This is a genomic window from Bradyrhizobium sp. CCGB12 (assembly GCF_024199845.1).
Classification (GTDB): Bacteria; Pseudomonadota; Alphaproteobacteria; order Rhizobiales; family Xanthobacteraceae; genus Bradyrhizobium.
The window spans coordinates 4,679,185-4,698,321 of record NZ_JANADO010000001.1 but is presented as its reverse complement, the minus strand read 5'-3'; the positions used below and the strand labels follow the sequence as shown (position 1 = coordinate 4,698,321).

The 19,137-nt window shown below is 64.2% G+C and carries 21 protein-coding genes and 1 riboswitch; of the genes, 11 read left to right on the top strand and 10 right to left on the bottom strand.

Annotated features, from left to right (window positions below; genetic code table 11):
- Complete coding sequence (locus tag NLM27_RS21925; RefSeq protein WP_254145292.1) at positions 1-753, bottom strand: SDR family NAD(P)-dependent oxidoreductase; 753 nt, start codon at positions 751-753, stop codon at positions 1-3.
- 38 nt (positions 754-791) lie between these two features.
- Positions 792-1,433, bottom strand: a complete 642-nt coding sequence (gene pdxH, locus NLM27_RS21920) for a pyridoxamine 5'-phosphate oxidase (protein WP_254145291.1) — start codon at positions 1,431-1,433, stop codon at positions 792-794.
- A gap of 119 nt (positions 1,434-1,552) precedes the next feature.
- On the opposite strand from pdxH, the gene NLM27_RS21915 reads away from it, so the two are divergent.
- Together NLM27_RS21915 and NLM27_RS21910 are read left to right on the top strand one after the other, a co-directional pair.
- The gene (locus NLM27_RS21915) at positions 1,553-1,954 is read left to right on the top strand and encodes an RT0821/Lpp0805 family surface protein (protein WP_254148899.1); all 402 of its coding nucleotides are present in this window, start codon (positions 1,553-1,555) and stop codon (positions 1,952-1,954) included.
- 168 nt (positions 1,955-2,122) lie between these two features.
- On the top strand, positions 2,123-3,082 hold the full coding sequence (locus NLM27_RS21910) for a DnaJ C-terminal domain-containing protein (protein ID WP_254145290.1): 960 nt from the start codon (positions 2,123-2,125) through the stop codon (positions 3,080-3,082).
- A gap of 324 nt (positions 3,083-3,406) precedes the next feature.
- Here NLM27_RS21910 and NLM27_RS21905 read toward each other — a convergent pair whose 3' ends face one another.
- Both NLM27_RS21905 and NLM27_RS21900 read right to left on the bottom strand, forming a co-directional pair.
- Entirely contained in the window at positions 3,407-4,180 is a 774-nt protein-coding gene (locus NLM27_RS21905) for an anti-sigma factor (RefSeq protein WP_254145289.1), read from the bottom strand.
- A 103-nt stretch (positions 4,181-4,283) separates the two neighbouring features.
- Complete coding sequence (locus NLM27_RS21900) at positions 4,284-4,772, bottom strand: sigma-70 family RNA polymerase sigma factor (protein WP_254145288.1); 489 nt, start codon at positions 4,770-4,772, stop codon at positions 4,284-4,286.
- A gap of 170 nt (positions 4,773-4,942) precedes the next feature.
- On the opposite strand from NLM27_RS21900, the gene fabI reads away from it, so the two are divergent.
- From fabI to NLM27_RS21875, 5 genes are all read left to right on the top strand, one after another.
- Complete coding sequence (gene fabI, locus NLM27_RS21895) at positions 4,943-5,758, top strand: enoyl-ACP reductase FabI (RefSeq protein WP_254145287.1); 816 nt, start codon at positions 4,943-4,945, stop codon at positions 5,756-5,758.
- A 12-nt stretch (positions 5,759-5,770) separates the two neighbouring features.
- Positions 5,771-6,370 (top strand): histidine phosphatase family protein, encoded by a 600-nt coding sequence (locus tag NLM27_RS21890; RefSeq protein WP_254145286.1) that lies wholly within the window; start codon positions 5,771-5,773, stop codon positions 6,368-6,370.
- A gap of 226 nt (positions 6,371-6,596) precedes the next feature.
- Positions 6,597-7,685 carry a chorismate synthase gene (gene aroC, locus NLM27_RS21885; protein WP_254145285.1) on the top strand — a complete coding sequence of 363 codons (1,089 nt, stop codon included), beginning with the start codon at positions 6,597-6,599 and terminating at the stop codon, positions 7,683-7,685.
- Between the two features lie 115 nt (positions 7,686-7,800).
- A complete protein-coding gene (locus NLM27_RS21880) occupies positions 7,801-8,991 on the top strand; it encodes an adenylate/guanylate cyclase domain-containing protein (RefSeq protein WP_254148898.1) in 1,191 nt (396 codons plus the stop codon).
- A 536-nt stretch (positions 8,992-9,527) separates the two neighbouring features.
- Complete coding sequence (locus NLM27_RS21875) at positions 9,528-10,655, top strand: radical SAM protein (RefSeq protein WP_254145284.1); 1,128 nt, start codon at positions 9,528-9,530, stop codon at positions 10,653-10,655.
- An 81-nt stretch (positions 10,656-10,736) separates the two neighbouring features.
- On the opposite strand, the gene clpS is transcribed toward NLM27_RS21875, so the two are convergent.
- The 3 genes from clpS to NLM27_RS21860 all read right to left on the bottom strand — a co-directional run bounded on the left by clpS (position 10,737) and on the right by NLM27_RS21860 (position 12,803).
- The gene (gene clpS, locus NLM27_RS21870; RefSeq protein WP_254145283.1) at positions 10,737-11,042 is read right to left on the bottom strand and encodes an ATP-dependent Clp protease adapter ClpS; all 306 of its coding nucleotides are present in this window, start codon (positions 11,040-11,042) and stop codon (positions 10,737-10,739) included.
- Between the two features lie 140 nt (positions 11,043-11,182).
- Positions 11,183-11,566, bottom strand: coding sequence for a fluoride efflux transporter CrcB (gene crcB / locus NLM27_RS21865; RefSeq protein WP_254145282.1), 384 nt, complete (start codon positions 11,564-11,566; stop codon positions 11,183-11,185).
- 28 nt (positions 11,567-11,594) lie between these two features.
- Positions 11,595-12,803 carry an MFS transporter gene (locus NLM27_RS21860; protein ID WP_254145281.1) on the bottom strand — a complete coding sequence of 403 codons (1,209 nt, stop codon included), beginning with the start codon at positions 12,801-12,803 and terminating at the stop codon, positions 11,595-11,597.
- A gap of 116 nt (positions 12,804-12,919) precedes the next feature.
- Positions 12,920-12,997, bottom strand: a riboswitch (Fluoride riboswitch).
- 305 nt (positions 12,998-13,302) lie between these two features.
- On the opposite strand from NLM27_RS21860, the gene NLM27_RS21855 reads away from it, so the two are divergent.
- Positions 13,303-14,184 (top strand): DUF1194 domain-containing protein, encoded by an 882-nt coding sequence (locus NLM27_RS21855; RefSeq protein ID WP_254145280.1) that lies wholly within the window; start codon positions 13,303-13,305, stop codon positions 14,182-14,184.
- Between the two features lie 180 nt (positions 14,185-14,364).
- Complete coding sequence (locus NLM27_RS21850; RefSeq protein ID WP_254145279.1) at positions 14,365-15,000, top strand: hypothetical protein; 636 nt, start codon at positions 14,365-14,367, stop codon at positions 14,998-15,000.
- 11 nt (positions 15,001-15,011) lie between these two features.
- Here the strand turns inward: NLM27_RS21850 and NLM27_RS21845 are convergent, their stop codons facing one another.
- Positions 15,012-15,785, bottom strand: coding sequence for an enoyl-CoA hydratase/isomerase family protein (locus NLM27_RS21845; RefSeq protein ID WP_254145278.1), 774 nt, complete (start codon positions 15,783-15,785; stop codon positions 15,012-15,014).
- A 119-nt stretch (positions 15,786-15,904) separates the two neighbouring features.
- Between NLM27_RS21845 and NLM27_RS21840 the strand changes: the two genes are divergently transcribed.
- Positions 15,905-16,288 carry a VOC family protein gene (locus tag NLM27_RS21840; RefSeq protein WP_254145277.1) on the top strand — a complete coding sequence of 128 codons (384 nt, stop codon included), beginning with the start codon at positions 15,905-15,907 and terminating at the stop codon, positions 16,286-16,288.
- A 29-nt stretch (positions 16,289-16,317) separates the two neighbouring features.
- On the opposite strand, the gene NLM27_RS21835 is transcribed toward NLM27_RS21840, so the two are convergent.
- On the bottom strand, positions 16,318-17,376 hold the full coding sequence (locus NLM27_RS21835; RefSeq protein WP_254145276.1) for a class I SAM-dependent methyltransferase: 1,059 nt from the start codon (positions 17,374-17,376) through the stop codon (positions 16,318-16,320).
- 220 nt (positions 17,377-17,596) lie between these two features.
- On the opposite strand from NLM27_RS21835, the gene NLM27_RS21830 reads away from it, so the two are divergent.
- The gene (locus NLM27_RS21830; RefSeq protein ID WP_254145275.1) at positions 17,597-18,199 is read left to right on the top strand and encodes a hypothetical protein; all 603 of its coding nucleotides are present in this window, start codon (positions 17,597-17,599) and stop codon (positions 18,197-18,199) included.
- Positions 18,200-18,214: 15 nt separating this feature from the next.
- On the opposite strand, the gene NLM27_RS21825 is transcribed toward NLM27_RS21830, so the two are convergent.
- Positions 18,215-19,045, bottom strand: a complete 831-nt coding sequence (locus NLM27_RS21825; protein ID WP_254145274.1) for a GntR family transcriptional regulator — start codon at positions 19,043-19,045, stop codon at positions 18,215-18,217.
- Positions 19,046-19,137 lie beyond the last annotated feature (92 nt).

Sequence of the window (19,137 nt, the reverse complement as noted above, 5' to 3'; positions counted from 1 at the left end):
CTACACGTGCTGGCCGCCGTTGATGTGGATCTCGGCGCCGTTGACGTAGGAGCTGGTGTCCGTGCACAGCACGTAGATGATCTTGGCGACCTCGTCGGGGGTGCCGAGCCGGTGCATCGGGATCTGCTGGTCGACGATCTTCTCGGTGCCCGGCGACAGGATCGAGGTGTCGATCTCGCCCGGCGCGATCGCGTTGACGCGCACGCCGACGCGGCCGAAGTCGGAGGCCATCTCGCGCGTCAGCGAGGCGAGAGCGGCTTTGGAGGTCGCGTAGGCGGCGCCCGCGAAGGGATGCACGCGCGAGCCCGCGATCGAGGTGACGTTCACGACCGATCCCTTGGCCGCCTTCAATTCCTCGATCAGCCCGCGCGCGATCATGATCGGCGCGAAGAAGTTGACGTGGAAGACGTGCGTCCAGGTCTCGAGATCGGTGTCGACCGAGCCGAGCCGCCCGCCGCCCGGGCCCTTCGGCGAGATCGCGGCGTTGTTGACCAGCGCATGCAGCGTGCCGCCCTCGAGCCGGTTGCGAATCTCGGTGATCGCGCGCGCGGTATCCTCGGGATTGCCGAGGTCGACCTGGATGTGGTCCTCGGGTCCTGCGTCCCACGGGCAGTCCTCCGGGAAAGGATGCCGCGAGCATGTGATGACGCGCCAGCCCGCCGAAGAGAAGCGGATCACCGTGGCGTGGCCGATGCCGCGGCTGGCTCCTGTCAGGAGCAGCGTACGACGCGGCATGTTCGACGAATGCGGCATGGACATCTTTCAGGTCGGCCCGAAGCTGACGGCAGGGCTCAAGGATACATCCGCGTCTTGGACCACGGCCGGCCAGCCGCGTCACGGCGAAATTCGATGCGGTCGTGCAGGCGGAATGGGCGATCGTGCCAGAACTCGATGCGGACCGGCGTGATACGCCACCCGCTCCAGCCCGGCGGTCGCGGCACCTCGCCGATGACGTATTTGGCCGCGACTTTTGCAAGGGCCTGCTCGAAGGCGAAGCGGCTCTCCAGCGCCTCGGACTGCTTGCTCGCCCAGGCGCCGATCTGAGCCTGCTTGGGCCGGGTGGCGAAATAGGCATCGGCCTCCGCGTCGGTCACCGGCGTCACGTTGCCGCGGATGCGGACCTGACGGCGCAGCGACTTCCAGTGAAAAAGTAACGCTGCCTTAGGATTTGCGGCAAGTTCGCGGCCCTTCTGGCTCGCGATGTGGCTGTAGAAGACAAAACCCTCGGCATCGAAGCCCTTCATCAGCACCATGCGCACGTCCGGGAGCCCGTCCGGGTCGACGGTTGCGAGCGCCATCGCGTTCGGATCGTTCGGCTCGCTCTTGAGCGCCTCATTGAGCCAGGACTCGAACAACGCAAATGGCTCCTCGGCGGCGGTGAAATCACCGGATGTTAAGGGTGTCTGGTGTTTCATCGAGGTCGTGTCGGTCATGTCCGGAGTCCGAGTTGCGTCCCGCGGCCCAAAACGCGTTGTTGACCGCTACCGCCCTATATAGGGCATGGGGACGCGTTGGCCTATCGGCGATCCGGCCGTCCGGCTTCATCGTGACGATGATTCTGATCGGGTTTGGTGCCGGCGGCTGCAGCTTTTCCCGCAATGACAGCCGCGCCTATGCCAAGGCCGACGACAGCGACCTGACCGGCTCGATCGCGCGGCAGGCGAGGGACGCCCCGCCGACCGAGACCGATCTCGCCTTCGCCCGCAACGCCGCTTCCGACGTCCTCAGCAAGGGCGACAAGGATTCCAGCCAGCACTGGGAGAACCCGGAGACCGGCGCGCGCGGCTCGGTGACTCCGATCGCGCAGTCTTATGCCGCGGAGGACGGCCGCAAGTGCCGCGACTTCCTGGCGAGCTACGTCAACGGCAACACCGAAAGCTGGCTCCAGGGCGCAGGCTGCCAAAGCAGTCGTGGCCGTTGGGAGATTCATACGCTAAAGCCGTGGCGGAGCTGAGCATGATCCGGAAGAAGTGGGAACCGGTTCTCCGATAAGATCATGCTCGAACCGTAGAACGTCGGCTGGCCCGACTAGTTGCAAAAATGCCACTCGGACCCCACATGGATCGCAGGTGGGGCGGGGAGCCCTTTGATCAATTCGAATCCTTTGAAGGAGACGTGACGGATGCGCGACCCCTATGAGGTCTTGGGGGTGCCGCGGAGCGCCAACGCTGCCGCGATCAAGAGCGCCTATCGCAAGCTTGCCAAGAAGCACCATCCCGACAGCAACAAGGGTGACCCGAAGGCCGCCGAGCGCTTCGCCGAGATCAACTCGGCCAACGAGATTCTCGGCGATGAGGACAAGCGCAAGCAGTTCGACCGCGGCGAGATCGACGCCGACGGCAAGCCGCGCTTCCAGGGCTTTCCGGGTGGCGGCGGGCCCCGCGGGCGCGCGGGCCCGGGCGGGTTCGAGAACTATACGTTCCGCTCTGGCGGCGGCCCGGGCCAGGGCGGCGGCGCATTCGAGGATATCCTCAACAGCATGTTCGGGGGCGGCCGTGGCGGGCGGCCCGGCGCCGGCAGTGCCGGGAATTTCGAATTCGACACCGGCGGGATCGGGCTCGATCTCGACGTGAACGTCGCCATGTCCGTCTCACTGGAAGAGGCGGTCAAGGGTGGCGAGAAGCGCGTCCGGCTGCCCACGGGCAAGGAGCTCAACGTCAAGATTCCGGCCGGCGTCACCGAAGGCCAGCAGATCCGGCTGAGGGGGCAGGGCGAAAGTGCGCACGGTCATCCGCCCGGCGATCTCCTGATCACCATCAACATCGCGCCTCACCCCCATTTCAAGGTCGAGGGCGCCGACTTGCGAATCGACCTGCCGGTTACGCTCTACGAGGCGGTGCTCGGGGCTAAGGTCCGCGTGCCCACGCTCGGCAATGCCGTGGAGCTTTCGGTCCCGAAAAACACGTCCAGCGGCCGGACCTTCCGTCTCAAGGGCAAGGGACTGCCGAAAGCTGGCGGAACCGGGGATCTCTTCGTCGTCGTCAGGATTATGCTACCGGACGGGAACGATGCCGGGCTTGAGGCATTGATGGGAAAGTGGCGGGACCAACACCCCTACAATCCACGTAGCGGGCTCGGTTAGGCGCGAACGCAATGAAGGGGTTCTCCTAGAGGCCTTGAGCATCGTCCGCCAAGATGATGCTCGTCATATGCCCGAGGCGTGATAGCGCTTCTCGGCTCATATGCTCGGCGTGTCGGTTGTCCGGCGGGGCAGCCGATAAATAGGTGCGGCCTCGAGAGGGGGACCAGCGCGGTACCAAAAACCCCAATCGAGGCCGCCCGCGTCGATCGGCGGATCGAACGCTGCTCATTTTCTCGTGAACATCCGGTGCGATAATGAGACGCGTCGATGTCTTGATTCCAAATTTTCAATGACGGAATCGAGGCACCGCCTCTATGCGGTTGCTCAGGTGCCGTTCTTCTCTGCTTGGTCGTACACCGCTTGCGCCACCTTGGTCAGCCGGTCGCGGTCGGCACCGCCGCCGCTGACGACGTAGCCGACCCCGCGCTCGGCCCAGAACAATGCGCCGTCCTTGTCCGTTTTGGCGTAACGCATTTGCGTCGCACCATTCTCCGTCTTGGCGGCGTAGATCGTGTACCGCTCGCCGGAGGCGCCTTCATACATCAGGAACGACGCCGGACCGTTCGGCCCCGGCAACAGCCGGCCGCCGACGAGCTTCAGCCCACTCGCCTCCAGGTTCGGCGCGAACACGCTCCAGCCGCAGCGCCGGGTCAACCAGGCCTGAAGGTGGTCACGCTCGTTGCCGCCGACTTCGACGGGGTGGCGGACCTCGACGACGTAGAGGCGGTGGGCGTCGAGCGCGTCCGTCGTAAAACTCCGGAAGGCGGAGGGCGCGTTGGCGGCGCCATGCGCCACCCAGCCGGCCGTGCCGCCGGCGACGAAAGCAACCAGCACAGCCGCGGCGGCGCCATAGAACCATTGCCGGGGGCGACGCTCCAGCCGCTCGAGCTCCAGCCGTTTGGGCACCGGCTCCTGCGCGACGGAATCGTAGCGGGCGTGCAGCATCTCGGCCATGGCCCGCCAGGACTGCACGCGCTCGGCCTCGTCAGGATGGGCGGCAAGCCAAGCCTCGACGTCGACGCGACGTTCGGCCGGCAGCTCGTCGTCGACATAGGCATGCAGCTCGTCTTCGGTGATCGGAATGTTGCGGTCGTTCATATCGGTCGTCTCTGGCTTTGCGGCCCAAAATGTTCTTCGTGGCTCAACGTCGTTCGCTCTATCGGCAGCTGGGGCGACAACACGCGATGCATCAAACCTGCCATCATTTCACCCGCCTGAGCCTCGGGCGCTCGCCCTCCAGCGAGGCTTTAACGTGGGCACGGGCGCGCGCCAGGCGCGACATCACGGTGCCGATCGGCACGCCCTGGATGTCGGCGACCTCGCGATAGCTCATGCCCTCCAGCATCACCAGCAGCAGCACCGAACGCTGCTCCTCGACGAGGGTGGCCAGCGCCTTCTCGATGTCGCGGCCTTCGGCCTCGGTCCCGCTCGCATCCGGGTTGTTCTCCGTCAGCGGCATGAATTGCGGCCGCCTTGCTAGCGAGCGCCGCCGGTTCTTGTTGAGGTTGGTCAGGATGGTATAGAGCCAGCTCCTGACGTCGCCTCCGAGGAAGAGGCGCTCCGAACGCAGCGCGCGCACCAACGTATCCTGCACCAGATCGTCGGCCGCATCCGCATCGCGCGTGAGCGCGCGCGCATAACGGCGCAACGCCGGGATCATGGCTTCCACACTCTGGCGAAACGCGTTCATTGCGGTCTTGACGTCCCGGTATCAGGCGCGAACCCTCAACCATCATAACACCCGAATGAAACGGCTATTCCGGCGTTCGAAACAGCGTTAACGCCGCGTATTAGGACTGTACCGCAGGGGAGGGCTGGTGTACCTCCAGACCTCAACCCGCTCGATGGGACATTGAGAAAATGGCGCAGAATTCAGGTCTGATGCAGGGCAAACGGGGCGTGATCCTCGGCGTTGCCAACAACCGCTCGATCGCCTGGGGCATCGCCAAGGCATGCCACGCGGCCGGTGCCGAGCTCGCCTTCACCTATCAGGGCGATGCGTTGAAGAAGCGCGTCGAACCGCTCGCCGCGGAGATCGGCGGGCTCGTGCTCGGCCATTGCGACGTCACCGACGCTGCGACCATCGATGCCGCCTTTGCGGTGCTGAAGGAGAAGTGGGGCAAGATCGACTTCCTGGTGCACGCGATCGCCTATGGCGAGCAGCTCGACGGCCGCTACGTCGACACCACGCAGGAGAATTTCTCCAAGTCGATGCTGATCTCCTGCTATTCGTTCACCGCGGTGGCGCAGCGCGCCGAGAAGCTGATGACGGATGGCGGCTCGCTGATCACGCTCAGCTATTACGGCGCCGAGAAATGGATGCCGCATTACAACGTGATGGGCGTGGCCAAGGCGGCGCTGGAAGCCAGCGTGCGCTATCTCGCCGCCGATCTTGGCGAGAAGAACATCCGCGTCAACGCGATCTCGGCAGGTCCGATCAAGACGCTCGCAGCATCCGGCATCGGCGATTTCCGCTATATCCTGAAGTGGAACGAGTACAACGCGCCGATGCGGCGCAACGTCTCGACCGAAGACGTCGGCGGCAGCGCGCTGTATTTCCTCTCCGACCTGTCGCGCGGCGTCACCGGCGAGGTGCACCACGTCGATTCCGGCTATCACGTGCTCGGCATGAAGCGCCCGGACGCGCCGGACATCTCGTTCGGCGGGAAGGACTAGCCTTTAGCTGGAATGCCCGTGCCCACGATCTACTTCCTTCGCCACGGCGAGACCGAGTGGAACGCGCTCGGGCGGCTCCAGGGCGCCAAAGACATCCCGCTCAACGCACGCGGCCGCGGCCAGGCGGTGCATGCAGCTGACGTTCTGGCTGATCTGTTCAGGCGCGACGGCAAGGACAAGGCGGCGCTGCCCTACGTGTCGAGCCCGCTCGGGCGTGCGCGCCAGACCATGGAACTCGTTCGTGGCAGGCTCGCCGTCCCGTTTGCCGACTATTCGCTCGACGACCGCCTGCGGGAGATCGGCTACGGCACCTGGGAGGGGCTGACGCTGGCCGAGAGCGAGGCGTCCGATCCCGATGTCTATGCAATGCGCCTTGCCGACAAATGGACGGTCGCGCCCGCCGGCGGCGAGACCTATGCGGCCGTGCAGCTGCGTATGCTCGATTGGTACGAGTCGCTCCTGGTCGACACCGTCGCCGTCGCCCATGGCGGCACCTGCCGGGCCCTGATGGTGGCCCTGGGGATCGAGACCCCCGCCAGCGCCGCCGAGCTCTACATCCAGCAGGGCGCCGTCTACGTGTTCCGGGACGGGCGGCTAGCGAAGTTCAGCTAACGGCGGCGCCGCGTCGTCCCTCCGCCGTCATGCCCGGGCCTGTCCCGCCCGCGCGGCCGAAGCCGCTTCGGCGAGGCGAAGGCCCGGGCATCCACGCACTTTCTTCCTCTCGGCAGGCAAGAACGTGGATGGCCGGGACAAGCCCGGCCATGACGACCCTGGGAATATTTGACCCATATTTCAGGGCGAGTTAAGTCAGCGCTGACTTACAGGCCAGCGAGCAGCGATGTCCTTCAACACCTTCGGCCACATGTTCCGCGTCACCACCTTTGGCGAGAGTCACGGGGTGGCAATCGGCTGCGTGGTCGACGGCTGTCCGCCCATGATCCCGCTCACCGAGGCCGACATCCAGCAGGATCTCGATCGCCGCCGGCCGGGCCAGTCGCGCTTCACCACCCAGCGCCAGGAGCCGGACCAGGTGAAAATCCTGTCCGGCGTGATGGCACATCCGGAGACCGGCGTGCAGGTGACGACGGGCACCCCGATCGGGCTCCTGATCGAGAACACCGACCAGCGCTCGAAGGACTATTCCGAGATCAAGGACAAGTTTCGCCCCGGTCACGCCGACTTCACCTATGAGGCGAAGTACGGCCTGCGCGACTATCGCGGCGGCGGGCGCGCCTCGGCGCGCGAGACTGCGATGCGCGTTGCCGCCGGCGCGATCGCGCGAAAAGTGCTGCCCGACGTCAAGGTGCGTGGTGCGCTGGTGCAGATCGGCCCGCACAAGATCGACCGCGAGAAGTGGGACTGGGACGAGATCGCGAAGAACCCGTTCTTCTGTCCCGACAAGGACAAGGCCGCGTTCTTCGAGAGCTATCTCGACGGCATCCGCAAGAGTGGATCCTCGATCGGCGCTGTCATCGAGGTCGTCGCCGAAGGTGTGCCGGCCGGCCTCGGCGCGCCGATCTATGCCAAGCTCGATTCCGATCTCGCCGGTGCGATGATGACCATCAACGCGGTGAAGGGCGTCGAGATCGGCGCCGGCTTTGGCGCGGCTGAATTGACCGGCGAAGAGAATGCCGACGAGATGCGCACCGGCAATGACGGCACGCGCTTCCTGTCCAACCATGCCGGCGGCGTTCTCGGCGGCATCTCCACGGGGCAGCCGGTGGTGGTGCGTTTCGCAGTGAAGCCGACCTCGTCGATCCTGCAGCCGCGTCTCACCGTCGATCGCAAGGGCGCCGATACCGAGATCTTCACCAAGGGGCGTCACGACCCCTGTGTCGGCATCCGTGCCGTCCCCGTCGGCGAGGCGATGATGGCCTGTGTGCTGGCGGATCATTTCTTGCGCGATCGCGGGCAGGTCGGGCGTTGAGTTCTTCGCCTCTCCCCGACGGGAAGAGGTGAAGACGCCGAAGGCCGGCGTTCGTGTCGCGGTACCAGCCACCGCGCAGCTTGACGCGCCCACAACTTCGTCCGCAAATGCGGCCATGAACGGCTCCGAGCTTCAGCGCGTCTCCAACTGGCTGATCGACGGCGCCTGGTCGTCGGTAGAGCCGGCCGAGATGGTCGCCGATTTCTGCGAACGTCTGGTCGTAGGCGGCCTGCCGCTGTGGCGGTTCGGCATCTTCATCCGCACACTCCACCCCGAGATCTTCGGCCGCAACTTCATCTGGCGGCAGGGCGGGGAGGTCGAGATCGGCACCGTCGATTTCGATATCCTGGATACCCCCGAATTTGCCCAGAGCCCGCTTCGAATCGTATTCGAGCAGGGGGTCGAGGTGAGGGGACGCGTCGATGATCCCGACAGCAAGCGGTTTCCGATCATCAACGACATGCGCGCCGAAGGCGGGACCGACTATGTCGCGGTGCCGCTGCCGTTCCTCGACGGCTCGGTCCACGCGACGAGCTGGATGACACGGCAGCCCGGCGGCTTCAGCGACGACGACATCGCGGCGATCCGCGCCGTCATGGCGCCGCTCGCGCGCGTCAGCGAGATCATCAGCCTGCGCCGCACGGCCGAGATGCTGCTCGACACCTATGTCGGCAATCGCGCGGGCGCCCGCATCCTCGGCGGCCAGATCCGCCGCGGTCACAACGACACCATGCAGGCCGCGATCTGGCTCTCGGATCTGCGCGGCTTCACCGCGCTGTCTGACCGGCTGCCAGCCGAGACGGTGGTCGCAATTCTCAACCATTATTTCGACTGCCAGGTCACCGCGATCCGCGGCCACGGCGGCGAGGTGCTGAAATTCATGGGTGACGGCTTGCTCGCGGTATTTCCGATCGACGAATATGTCGGCGATGCCGCCCATGTCTGCACGCGCGTGCTGGAGGCGGCGCGTGAATCGCGCGCGAGCGTCGAGGCGCTCGCCTTTCCGGTAGGCGACATCATCGAGCGCTTCCGCTTTGGCGTGGCGCTGCACGTCGGCAACATCCTCTACGGCAATATCGGTGGCGGCAACCGGTTGGACTTCACCTGCATCGGCCCCGCCGTCAATCTCGCGGCAAGGCTGGAGAAGATCACGGGGCGGCTGGGGCGAACCGTCGTGGCGTCGGAAGGGTTCGCCAATGTCTGCCGCCACGATTGGCACGAGCTCGGCGAATTTCCGATCGCAGGATTTTCCAAGGCGCAGCGCGTGTACGGCCTGGCGGAAGAGACGCCGGTGGTGATGGATTAGGGCGTCTTTCCAGGAGCGATGTCTGCTCCATGAGGTGGAGCAGACCAGCCGGGTCCCGACACATTGCCGCAACAATGGAAAAGGTATATTGTTCGTCATTGCTCAGCCGGCTCGATAGTCCGGCCTTTCGTTCGATCCCTGCATTGCGTCGCGAAAAAGGGGAGCATAATCATGCCGATTACGACGCTAAAGGTTTTGGCTAGCCTCATCCAATTGCATGGGCCTGGTGCAACCATTCAGAGCGACCATCAGGGTATCGACGCATTGCTGAACGATCTGCGAGGACAGGGTGCGGGGCAGGGCGTCGTCTCCGACGATCCTGTGGCGACCCAGGCTGCTTTCAGACGAGCCGCTTTTGCTAAAGGCGCCAACGCAGGTGCCTTCCGCAGGGGGGCATACGCTCCGGGCGTGGGCGCGTTCCGCCGAGGCGGATTCGTTCGAGGGTACTAGATAAACTTTTTCCAGCTCGCCTCGGTGTCGGCATGTCGGCTGACGGTCCAGATTGTGTCGCCTTCCAGGATCAGCCGATCACGCAATTGCTGGTCAAGGTCGCGACGAGATGTAACATCGACTGCTCCTATTGTTACTGGTTTCGCGACGCGTCCGTTTACACCAAGCCGAAGCTAATGAGCCCTGACGTGCAGCATCGTCTGCTGCAGCGCATCGAGGAGCACGTCGTCAGGTTCTCGCTCGCCGATTTTCCCGTCATTCTGCACGGCGGCGAGCCGTTGCTGTGGGGCGTCGAGAATTTCCACCGCTTTGCCGAGGCCTGCGAGGCCATTTCATCGCGGACCGGATGCGGCATACCGATCGCGGTCACGACCAATGGTGTGTTGATCGATGATGAATGGCTGGCCTGCTTCGAGGCTCACAACATTTCGGTTGCGATCAGCGTGGACGGACCGGAGCATATTCACGACCTTCATCGCAGGACGTTTCAGGGGACGGGCACCCATGCTGCCGTGGAACGTGCCGTTCGCATGCTGGTGTCGCGCAACATTGGCGTCATTGCCCTGGCCGTCTGCAATCCCGCTTACGCGCCGCAGCAATACGCCGATTTTTTCGCCGCCTGTGGAATCTCCAACTACGACATTATGATTCCCGATGCGACGGTGGATGAGAGTCCGCCATCCATTGCCGCTTTCTACAAGGGGCTGTTCGACCTGTGGCTGGAGGCAAATCGCTCGACGCCGGCGACCGACATCCGCATCATCTCGGACATGATCACCGCCCTGCTTGGCAACAATTCACCGACCGAGGGCGTGGGCCACAAGCCTGTCGAGCTTTGCACCGTGATGACCGACGGCACCGTGGAGGCCCACGATGTGCTGCGGATCGCAGGCGACGGCTTCACCAACACCGGGTTCAACATCTTCGATCACGCGATCGATGAGGTCAGGAATGAGCCGCGCTGGAAAGCGGCGCGCGATGCCTCAATCAATCTTTGTGCGAAGTGTCGCCAATGCAAGTTCATGAACGCCTGCGGGGGAGGCTATCTTCCGCATCGTTTCTCCAAGAGAAACGGCTACGACAATCCGTCAGTCTATTGCGACGATCTCTATTCGATGTTTGAGAACATGCAGTCCGTACTGGAGAGCCATCTCTATGTCAGCAAGCCGGACGGTGTGCGCGTCAACTTGCGCGACACGTTGGCAGGCGCCTAGTGGACGTTGCTGCGTTGTCCGGCCCGCATCCGTTTTACGGTGTTTGCTGATGATCTATGGCAGTCGAGAGACGCTTGCGGCCTATTCCTCCGGCTCCGTCGTGAACAGCAGCGGATAGCCCTTGGCGCGGCCGGCGTCGGTGGCGCGCGTCGCCTTAGTTTCGGCGACGTCCTTGGTGAACACGGCAACGACGCAGACGCCCAGTTTGTGCGCGGTGATCATCACCTTGTAGGCCTGATCCTCCGTCATGCGGAATTCGGCCTTGAGGATCCTGGTGACGAATTCGCGCGGCGTGTAATCGTCGTTGATCAGGATGACCTTGTGCAGCTTGGGCCGCTCGACCTTGGTCTTCGTCCTGGTTTTCGGTTTGGTAACGGTATCGTTCATCGTTTCCTGAAACGCCCCGGCCCTGGTGAGCTCTAGCCGTCTCATCCTATGCAGGCGCCCGGGCTTCTCCAAGATGACCGGCGCGCTCGTCATCATGCCATTGCGGATGGGCAGGGATGCGCCGATCGCGCGTGTGCCACCTAGGGAAAGGCGCGAACAACCTGCAAGGCGGCGATCAGCGCGCCCACGGACAGCAGCATCGATGCAATCATGTAGACAGCCGACGCGAACGTCTGCCCCCGCTCGATCAGATACCAGGCATCCAGCGAGAACGTCGAGAACGTCGTGTATCCGCCACAAATCCCGACCGTCAAAAAGATCCGGCCGGCCTGCGGCAGGTTCCATCTCGTCGCGAACAGCGCGGTGAAGATGCCGATCAGAAATGATCCCGTCACGTTGATGATCAGGGTGCCCCAGGGAAAGTCGGTGCCGAACGCGCGGCCCGAACCGATTGCAACGAGATAGCGCACGACCGCGCCGAGCGCTCCGCCGGCGGCGACTGCCAGAATGTATTGGGTGTTCAACGCCTCATTCCCCGATTTGCGATCTAAATTATTGATCTCTTGCCGCCAGTCCGTTGCCGACCGCGAGTAGTCCGATGAGCGAGATCAGCGCAAAGCCGAGCCCCGCCAGGAACGTGCCTGCCGGACCGTAGGCATCCCACAACGCACCGGCGATCACGCTCGCGGCCAGCAGGGCAAGCCCCGTGAACAGGTTGAAATAGCCGAATGCGGTGCCGCGCAGGCTCGGCGGCGCGGCATCGGCGACCATGGCCGAGAGAAGGCCTTGCGTCAGTCCCATATGCAGCCCCCACAGCACGACGCCGAGCGCGAGGCCCGGAAGGCTCGGGAGCAAGGCCAGTGCGAGGTCGGCGCCGGCGAGAAAGACCAGGCCGAGCGCGAGCAGGCCGGTGCGGTTGATCCGGTCCGACAGCACGCCGGCCGGATAGGCTGACAGCGCATAAGCGACGTTCATCAGCACCAGCACCGCCGGCACCCACATCATGTTGAGCCCGATGTTCTGCGCGCGCAGGATCAGGAAGGCCTCGCTGAAGCGCGCCAGCGTGAAGACGACGCCGACCGCGACGACGCGCCAGTAGACCGCTCCGACTTGCCGCATCGCGGCAAGATTGAGCGGATTCTTCGCTGGCTCCCGGCTCGGGTCCGGCTCTGGCTCGTTCACGGCGAAGGCGATCAGTGCAAAGGACAGAAAGGCCGGCAGCACGGCGACCCAGAACACGATCGTGAAGTTGTCCGCCGTCCACCACATCAGGGCGATCGCTACGAGCGGTCCGACGAAGGCGCCGATGGTGTCGAGCGATTGCCGCAACCCGAAACTCGCGCCGCGCAGGCCGACCGGGGCGATATCGGCGATCAGCGCATCGCGCGGCGCGCCGCGAATGCCCTTTCCGACGCGGTCGATGAAGCGTGCCGCCACCAGCCATCCGACGCTTGGCGCGAGCGGAAACAGCGGTTTGGTGAGGGCGGCCAGCCCATAGCCGAGTGCGGCGAGCAGCTTGCGGCGGCCGAGCCAGTCCGACAGCGCACCGGAGAAGATCTTCGTGATCGAGGCGGTCGCCTCGGCAATGCCCTCGATGAAACCGACGGTGAGCGTGGAGGCGCCGAGCACGGTCACGAGATAGATCGGCAGCAGCGCATGGATCATCTCCGAGGAGATGTCCATCAGCATCGAGACGAAGCCGAGCACCCAGATTCCCCGGGGCAGTGTGGTTCGTGCAGCATTCGGTGTCGTCGTGGTCACGCCTTCGCGTTCTCCTTGGCCTTCGTCTTCAGGCAACAAAGTCTTCAGGCAACAAAAAACCCGCCATCGGCGGGTTTGTCCATGCTCCCGCCAAAGGCAGAGGCTCAAATGCCTCACCTCAAGCAGGAGTCATCAGCCCACTACGGTCACAGACCGCCGGGCGGTTGTCGGGGGACTCCATCCCCATCTGTGCGGCCAGCCTAGCATGGAAATTGTGCCGGACAAGTGGGCGAGGGCAGTGTCTCCACATCGCGCTGTCATTCCGGGGCTCGCGAAACGAGAACCCGGAAGCTCGAGATTCCGGGCTCGATGCTGCGCATCGCCCCGGAATGAGGGTGTGTGCGATCGCTCGCCTTCCGACGGCGCGAGCGCGGCAACACCGCGGCAGCTTTGCGCCAAGCGCGCGAATTCCTAACTCGAATGTGAACCGCAAGCGATCTTCGCACTTTGCGGCAAGGCGTTTGCATGTCACCATCGCGTCATACGACGGGAGACTGCGATGCGCATGCTGTTCTCGATCGGGGCTGTGCTGGTGGCCGGAGTGCTTGCCGGAGGGGATGTCGCAGGCATCGCCGCACCGGGACCCAGGTTTGAGCCGTCACCCAAGTCTGAGCCACACAAAAATCAGCCACAGCGGCTGGCCGCCGACAAGGACGCGCAGACAGTTGATGTCGAACTGATCCTGGCGGTCGACGTCTCCTACTCCATGGACATGGACGAGCTCGCGGTCCAGCGCGAAGGCTACGCGCAGGCGATCCAGTCGAAGGAATTCCTCCAGGCACTGAAGCTCGGTCCGAACGGCCGGATCGCGGTGACCTATTTCGAATGGGCCGCCTCCAGCGATCAGAAGATCATCATTCCCTGGCGGCTAGTCGACGGACCGGAGACGGCGGATGCGGTCGCCGCCGAGATCATGAAGACGCCGATCCGGCGTGCCTCGCGCACCTCGATATCAGGCGCGATCACGTTCGCGATGCCGCTGTTCGACGAAGATCCGTATCGGGGCCTGCGTCGCGTGATCGACATTTCCGGTGACGGCCCCAACAACAATGGCGGCCCGGTCACGGTGGCGCGCGACGCCGCGCTCGAGAAGGGCATCGTCATCAACGGTCTGCCGATCATGGTCAAGGAGCCGTCCTACTCGACCATGGATATCGACAATCTCGACTTCTACTACGAGGACTGCGTCATCGGCGGTCCCGGTTCTTTCGTCATCACGATCAAGGACCGCGACAAGTTCAAGGAAGCGATCCGCACCAAGCTGCTGATGGAGGTCGCTGGCCGCACGCCGGAGCGCCCCGTGATGCGGGTTTCGGACAAGGAGCCGCGCGTCAATTGCATGATCGGCGAGAAAATCTGGTCGGATCGCTGGGGCCGTTGACGGCACACCCGTGGGTTGGGACCTTTCGCCTCATCTCGGCCGGCCATTGAATTTAACCGCTCGTTAACCGGCACATGGCCCTAATCCGGTTGTTTCAGTTCGTTTCCGATCGCTGTTTTGACTTTGCTGTCGGGGCACGAACGAGAGCGGGTTTGCCGAACCCGTCCACCGAGCAATCAAATGGCCATCGTCACATCGAGCACCAGCCAGATTTCGCCCGCCAATGAGCGAGTCTTCCGCCAGAGCGCGCTGCTCGGTGAGTGGAAGGGCAATTGGGTGGGGAACAATCAGCCTGTCGGCTTCAAGGTCGTCAACATCCGCGGCGCCCGGGCGCAGGTGGAGTACACCCATAACGGGCATACCGAGCGGGGGTTTGCCGAGGTCAATGGCTCGCTGATCACCTTCGGCGGCGTCACGGTCGGCACCAAGGACGGCAAGAACATGGTGCTGCTGTTCTCGGCCGGCGGCGCTGGCAAGCAGACAGCGAATCTCGAGAAGCAGGATCCGCCGGCGTCCGATAGCCGTCTCATGGGAAGCTGGGGCGGCTATTCCAGCGACAACGGCAAGAGCGCGAGCTTCAAGGTGCTCTCGGTCAATGGCAAGGAAGCCGAGGTCAGCGTCACCACTGACGGCGTCACCCGCCAAGGCACCGGCATCGTCTACCAGAACGTCATCATGTTCGGGCAGGCGCAGATCTCGACCGATGACGGACAGAACGGCAGGGTCATCTACCAGGTCGGCACGAAATCCTTCATGGTGCCGGTGACGAAATATCCGCCGGCCGATTCGTCGTCTACTCTCGACAAAACCGCGTAAAGCCTGCTGCCTCACCATTTCGGCGGCCGCTTCTCCACGAACGCTCTCAAGCCCTCCTGCGCTTCATCCGACGTCGCGACATTGCAGAAATCGTCCACGGCGCTTGCGATGCTGCGCCGATAATCGAGATCGATCTGGCGCATGAAGGCGTCGCGGCCCATCCGCAGCACCGCCGCTGATTTTCCTGCGAACTGCGCCGCGAGCCTCGCGACCTCGGCCTCGAGCTCCGCATCGCCGACGACGCGGTTCACCACGCCGAGCTCGCGCGCCTCCGCGGCGCTGAAGACGCGGCCGGTGAACAGCAGCTCGAAGGCGCGGTGACGTCCGACGATGCGCGGCAGATGTGCATAGTGGATCGCCGGGATCACGCCGACGTCGATCTCGGGATAGCCGAACGTCGCGCTCTCGGCTGCCAGCACGACGTCGCAGGACACCGCCATGGTCATGCCGCCGCCGCGCGCGGCGCCAGCGACGGCGGCGATCGAGGGTTTTCCGAGCCCGTACTGGGCGTCGTAGAGGTCGATATAGAGCGCCTGCAGGAATTCGCGGATCTGGGCGCCGGACTTGCCGAGCAGGATGTCGAGATCGAGGCCAGCCGAAAAGCGTTTTGGAACCGCACTCGCCAGCACGACCACGCGCGCGTCCTGATCGTCCGCCGCCCGGCGGAAAGCTGCGACCACTGCGCGGATGACCTCGAGGCTCAGCGCGTTGACGGGCGGACGGCGCAGCGTGATGCGGGCGATGTTGCCTGCGCGCTCGTAAGTGACGGGACTGTCGGATGTCACCGGGTTCTCCGTGCTTCGGCCATGCGATGGCCCAGCTTATGTTGCGGCCCGGCAGGTACAAGACCTCGGGCGCGCATGCTAGGTTGCGTGCAGGAGATCGCTCGCGAGATGGAGGATTGATGACCAACGAACAGCCGATGATGGCCGGATCCGCCACCGTTTTTGTCGTCTCCGACATCACTGCCAGCCTCGCTTATTACCGCGACGTGCTCGGCTTCGAGGTCACGTTCGAATACGGCCAGCCTCCGTCTTATGCCTGCCTTTGCCGTGATGAGGTCGGCCTGCACTTGCTCGCGGCGGCCGCAACGAAACGGCTGCCCGGACAGGGCGGTCTTTGCGTCTTCGTCAGGGATGTCGACGGGATCTATGCCGAGGTGTCAGGACGCGGCGCCAGGCTCCTCAATCAACCGGAGGACCGCGACTACGGCATGCGCGACTTCGACGTCGTGGATGCCGACGGCAATCAGGTCACGTTCGGCATGGGGACGGGCGCCGCGGCCTGACATCGTTGGCCGCGACGTCCGCCGTTGGGTCAGATGCGTGCCTCCAGGATCAGATTGAACGGCGTCTCGGCGGCGCGGCGGAAGCGCGACAGGCCGCCTTCACTGGCGACCTTGCGCAGCCTGGCCTCGCCGGCCTGGGCGCCGAGGCCGAGGCCCACCTCCTGATCGAGCGAGGCCGGCGTGCAGATCATGGTCGACGCTGCGTAGTAGACGCGTCCGACCGGATTGAGATTGTCCTCGAGGCGGTCGTTCGCGAACGGTTCGACCAGCATGCAGGTGCCGTCCTTCGCCATGCTCTCGCGCACATGATTGATGGCGCCGACCGGATCGCCCATGTCGTGTAGGCAATCGAAGAAGCAGACGAGATCGTAGCCTTCGGCCGGATAAGACTTGGCCGAATGAACCGTGAAGCTGACACGGTCGCCCAGCTTTGCCTCGTTCGCCGCCTTTCGCGCCGCTTCGATTGAGCCCTCGTGATAGTCGAAGCCGTAGAAGCGCGAATTGGGGAAGGCTTCCGCCATCAACCGTGTCGAGACGCCGTGACCGCAGCCGACATCGGCGACCCTGGCGCCGCGCTTGAGCTTGTCCACGACGCCGTCGAGCGCGGGCAGCCATTCCTGCACAAGGTGATGCATGTAGCCGGTGCGGAAGAAGCGGGCCGTGCCGCAGAACAGGCACTCGCTGCGCCGGTTCCAGCCGACGCCTTTGCCGGACTTAAATGCCTCCGTAATCTTCGGCTCGTCGAGGAATGTCGAGGCGATGACGTTGCCGAACGCGCCGAGGAAGACCGGGCTGTCCTCGTCGGCGAGCGCCATCGCTTGCTCGGGCAGCATCGAGAATTTGCTCGAGGCCGAATCGTATTCGATGTAACCGGATGCGGCCTGGCTCGCGAGCCATTCGCGGACATAGCGCTCCTTCGTTCCAGTAGCGCTTGCGAGTTCGGAAGAGTTCATCGGTCCCTTGGCGGCGAGGGCGCGGTAGAGACCGAGCTTGTCGCCGAGCAGCACCAGCGATGAGTTCATCGCCGCGCCGAATTCGGTGACCATCTTGCCCATAAAGGCATTCAACCTGTCGGAATCGACATTCATGACAGCCTCCATTCAATGTCGAGCACTTCTCGAGGTCTGCGCACTCACAATACGAGCGCGCCTGCGTGCCCCTGCAAATGGGTCAGCCCGTCACAGGGGAGGTTCAACGCGTCAGGAAAAGGTGATCCCGGAACTGGATGGGGTGATCACCGGCGTTGCGTCACTGGCATTTGCACGGTCCCGGGCGTATAATTTGCGGAGCTTTTAACGGTCAGCCTGTATGCCCAACCTTGCTCGTTCCTGCGGTCTTGCAACTCTCCTCGCCGTGCTCTGCTTCGGCGGAGCGCCGGCGCATGCGCAAGTCGCGCCCCTGCAATATTGGATCCCGGGCGGGCCTTTCGGCCTCGGCGGCAGCGCCGCCGTCCAGAGCGCTGACAGCTACGGCAATTTTCCGAGCTTCAATGGCAGCGATGGTGGAGGCTACGATTTTCGGCCTGGCTTCTTTGTCGGAAGCCAACGCGGCAATCTCGGTTTGAGCGGCCTCAGCCAGGGCGCGCCCGCCGGCAATTTCAGCGCGCTCAATTATGATAGCACGCAGTTCGGCTACAACACCAAGTCCGCGGGCGGCATGCCCGTCACGTTCTTCGCCGGTTTCAATTCGGTGAGGTACGGTGACGGTATTGGTAGCTCGCTCGCTCCACTCACCTCGGGCGCAGCACCGGGTTACGGCGCGTTCGCGGGTGTCGAGTTCAAGCCGACCTCTAATCTCAGTCTCTCGTTCGGCGCCGGCGTCATCCAGCGGGATGCGAGTCGCATGGACAGCGATATCAGATCGAACATGCTGCCAGGCGAGTCGCCGGCGTTGACTGGCTTGCGTCGCTGAGAGATCGTCAAGCCGTCACGACAAGCCCGCCACCAGCGGGCGTTGCAGGTGCCGGGCCATCAGGTCGGCCGCTTCGGCGTAGCGTCGCGTCTCCAGAACGTCGAGCAGGCGCAAATGCTCACGCACGTGCCGCCGCATGCCGTCGCGGTCGGCGAAGCTGCGATAGGCGAACAGGCGCCTGATGGAGTTCACGCGCTTGAGCGCTTCGAGGAAGAAGGGGTTGCCCGCACCGCGGATGATCTCCTCGTGGAATTCGCAACCGGAGTGAAAGATCTCGCCGATCGTCATCTTCTCGAGCTCGCCTTCGAAAACGCGCTGTTGGCGCTCGCGCAAGCGTATGATCACCTCCTGCGGCAGCGCAAAGCCGGGCTGCGCGATCGCCGCCGGCTCGATCACCGCGCGAAACGCCATGGCCTTGGCCAGAGCTTCGGGACTCGAGACCGTCTCGGCGAAGCGCCAGCCATAGCCCGGCAGACGCGCGATCCAGCCCTCGGCGGCGATCCGGTCCAGCAGCCGCTGTAGCTCGGCCCGGCTGAGGCCATAGCGGCGCATGAGTTCTGCCTCGGTGACGTCGGCCGGCAGCCGGCTCGCGAGCACGTCGCCCGCGATGGTCGCATAGACTTGCTCGCTGCGCTTGACAGCCGCGAGTGCCGGCTGGGCGGCGCCGCTGGTGGGATTCTTTGCCAGCACGAAGCCGCGATGCGGCTCGCCGCGCGCCAGCCCCGCCGCTTCCAGTGCCTTCAGCCCGAGCCGGATCGGCGCGCGCGAAAGGTCCAGCGCGTCCGCAAGCCTTTGTTCGATCAAGCGGTCGCCGGCCTTCATGCCTTCGCGGCGGGCCAGCGCCATGATCAAGCCGGCGAGATGTTCGGCGCGCTCGGAACCGTTCTTGGGGCTGCGCTCTGGGGAGCTGTCGGATGCGATCATTGCAGTGCACGCAA

Bases quoted from the DNA above. Each gene is read 5' to 3' on its own strand.
- NLM27_RS21925 (WP_254145292.1), bottom strand. From the start codon at position 753: ATGCCGCATTCGTCGAACATGCCGCGTCGTACGCTGCTCCTGACAGGA.
- pdxH (WP_254145291.1), bottom strand. From the start codon at position 1,433: ATGACCGACACGACCTCGATGAAACACCAGACACCCTTAACATCCGGT.
- NLM27_RS21915 (WP_254148899.1), top strand. From the start codon at position 1,553: ATGATTCTGATCGGGTTTGGTGCCGGCGGCTGCAGCTTTTCCCGCAAT.
- NLM27_RS21910 (WP_254145290.1), top strand. From the start codon at position 2,123: ATGCGCGACCCCTATGAGGTCTTGGGGGTGCCGCGGAGCGCCAACGCT.
- NLM27_RS21905 (WP_254145289.1), bottom strand. From the start codon at position 4,180: ATGAACGACCGCAACATTCCGATCACCGAAGACGAGCTGCATGCCTAT.
- NLM27_RS21900 (WP_254145288.1), bottom strand. From the start codon at position 4,772: ATGAACGCGTTTCGCCAGAGTGTGGAAGCCATGATCCCGGCGTTGCGC.
- fabI (WP_254145287.1), top strand. From the start codon at position 4,943: ATGGCGCAGAATTCAGGTCTGATGCAGGGCAAACGGGGCGTGATCCTC.
- NLM27_RS21890 (WP_254145286.1), top strand. From the start codon at position 5,771: ATGCCCGTGCCCACGATCTACTTCCTTCGCCACGGCGAGACCGAGTGG.
- aroC (WP_254145285.1), top strand. From the start codon at position 6,597: ATGTCCTTCAACACCTTCGGCCACATGTTCCGCGTCACCACCTTTGGC.
- NLM27_RS21880 (WP_254148898.1), top strand. From the start codon at position 7,801: ATGAACGGCTCCGAGCTTCAGCGCGTCTCCAACTGGCTGATCGACGGC.
- clpS (WP_254145283.1), bottom strand. From the start codon at position 11,042: ATGAACGATACCGTTACCAAACCGAAAACCAGGACGAAGACCAAGGTC.
- NLM27_RS21855 (WP_254145280.1), top strand. From the start codon at position 13,303: ATGCGCATGCTGTTCTCGATCGGGGCTGTGCTGGTGGCCGGAGTGCTT.
- NLM27_RS21850 (WP_254145279.1), top strand. From the start codon at position 14,365: ATGGCCATCGTCACATCGAGCACCAGCCAGATTTCGCCCGCCAATGAG.
- NLM27_RS21840 (WP_254145277.1), top strand. From the start codon at position 15,905: ATGACCAACGAACAGCCGATGATGGCCGGATCCGCCACCGTTTTTGTC.
- NLM27_RS21835 (WP_254145276.1), bottom strand. From the start codon at position 17,376: ATGAATGTCGATTCCGACAGGTTGAATGCCTTTATGGGCAAGATGGTC.
- NLM27_RS21830 (WP_254145275.1), top strand. From the start codon at position 17,597: ATGCCCAACCTTGCTCGTTCCTGCGGTCTTGCAACTCTCCTCGCCGTG.
- NLM27_RS21825 (WP_254145274.1), bottom strand. From the start codon at position 19,045: ATGGCGCTGGCCCGCCGCGAAGGCATGAAGGCCGGCGACCGCTTGATC.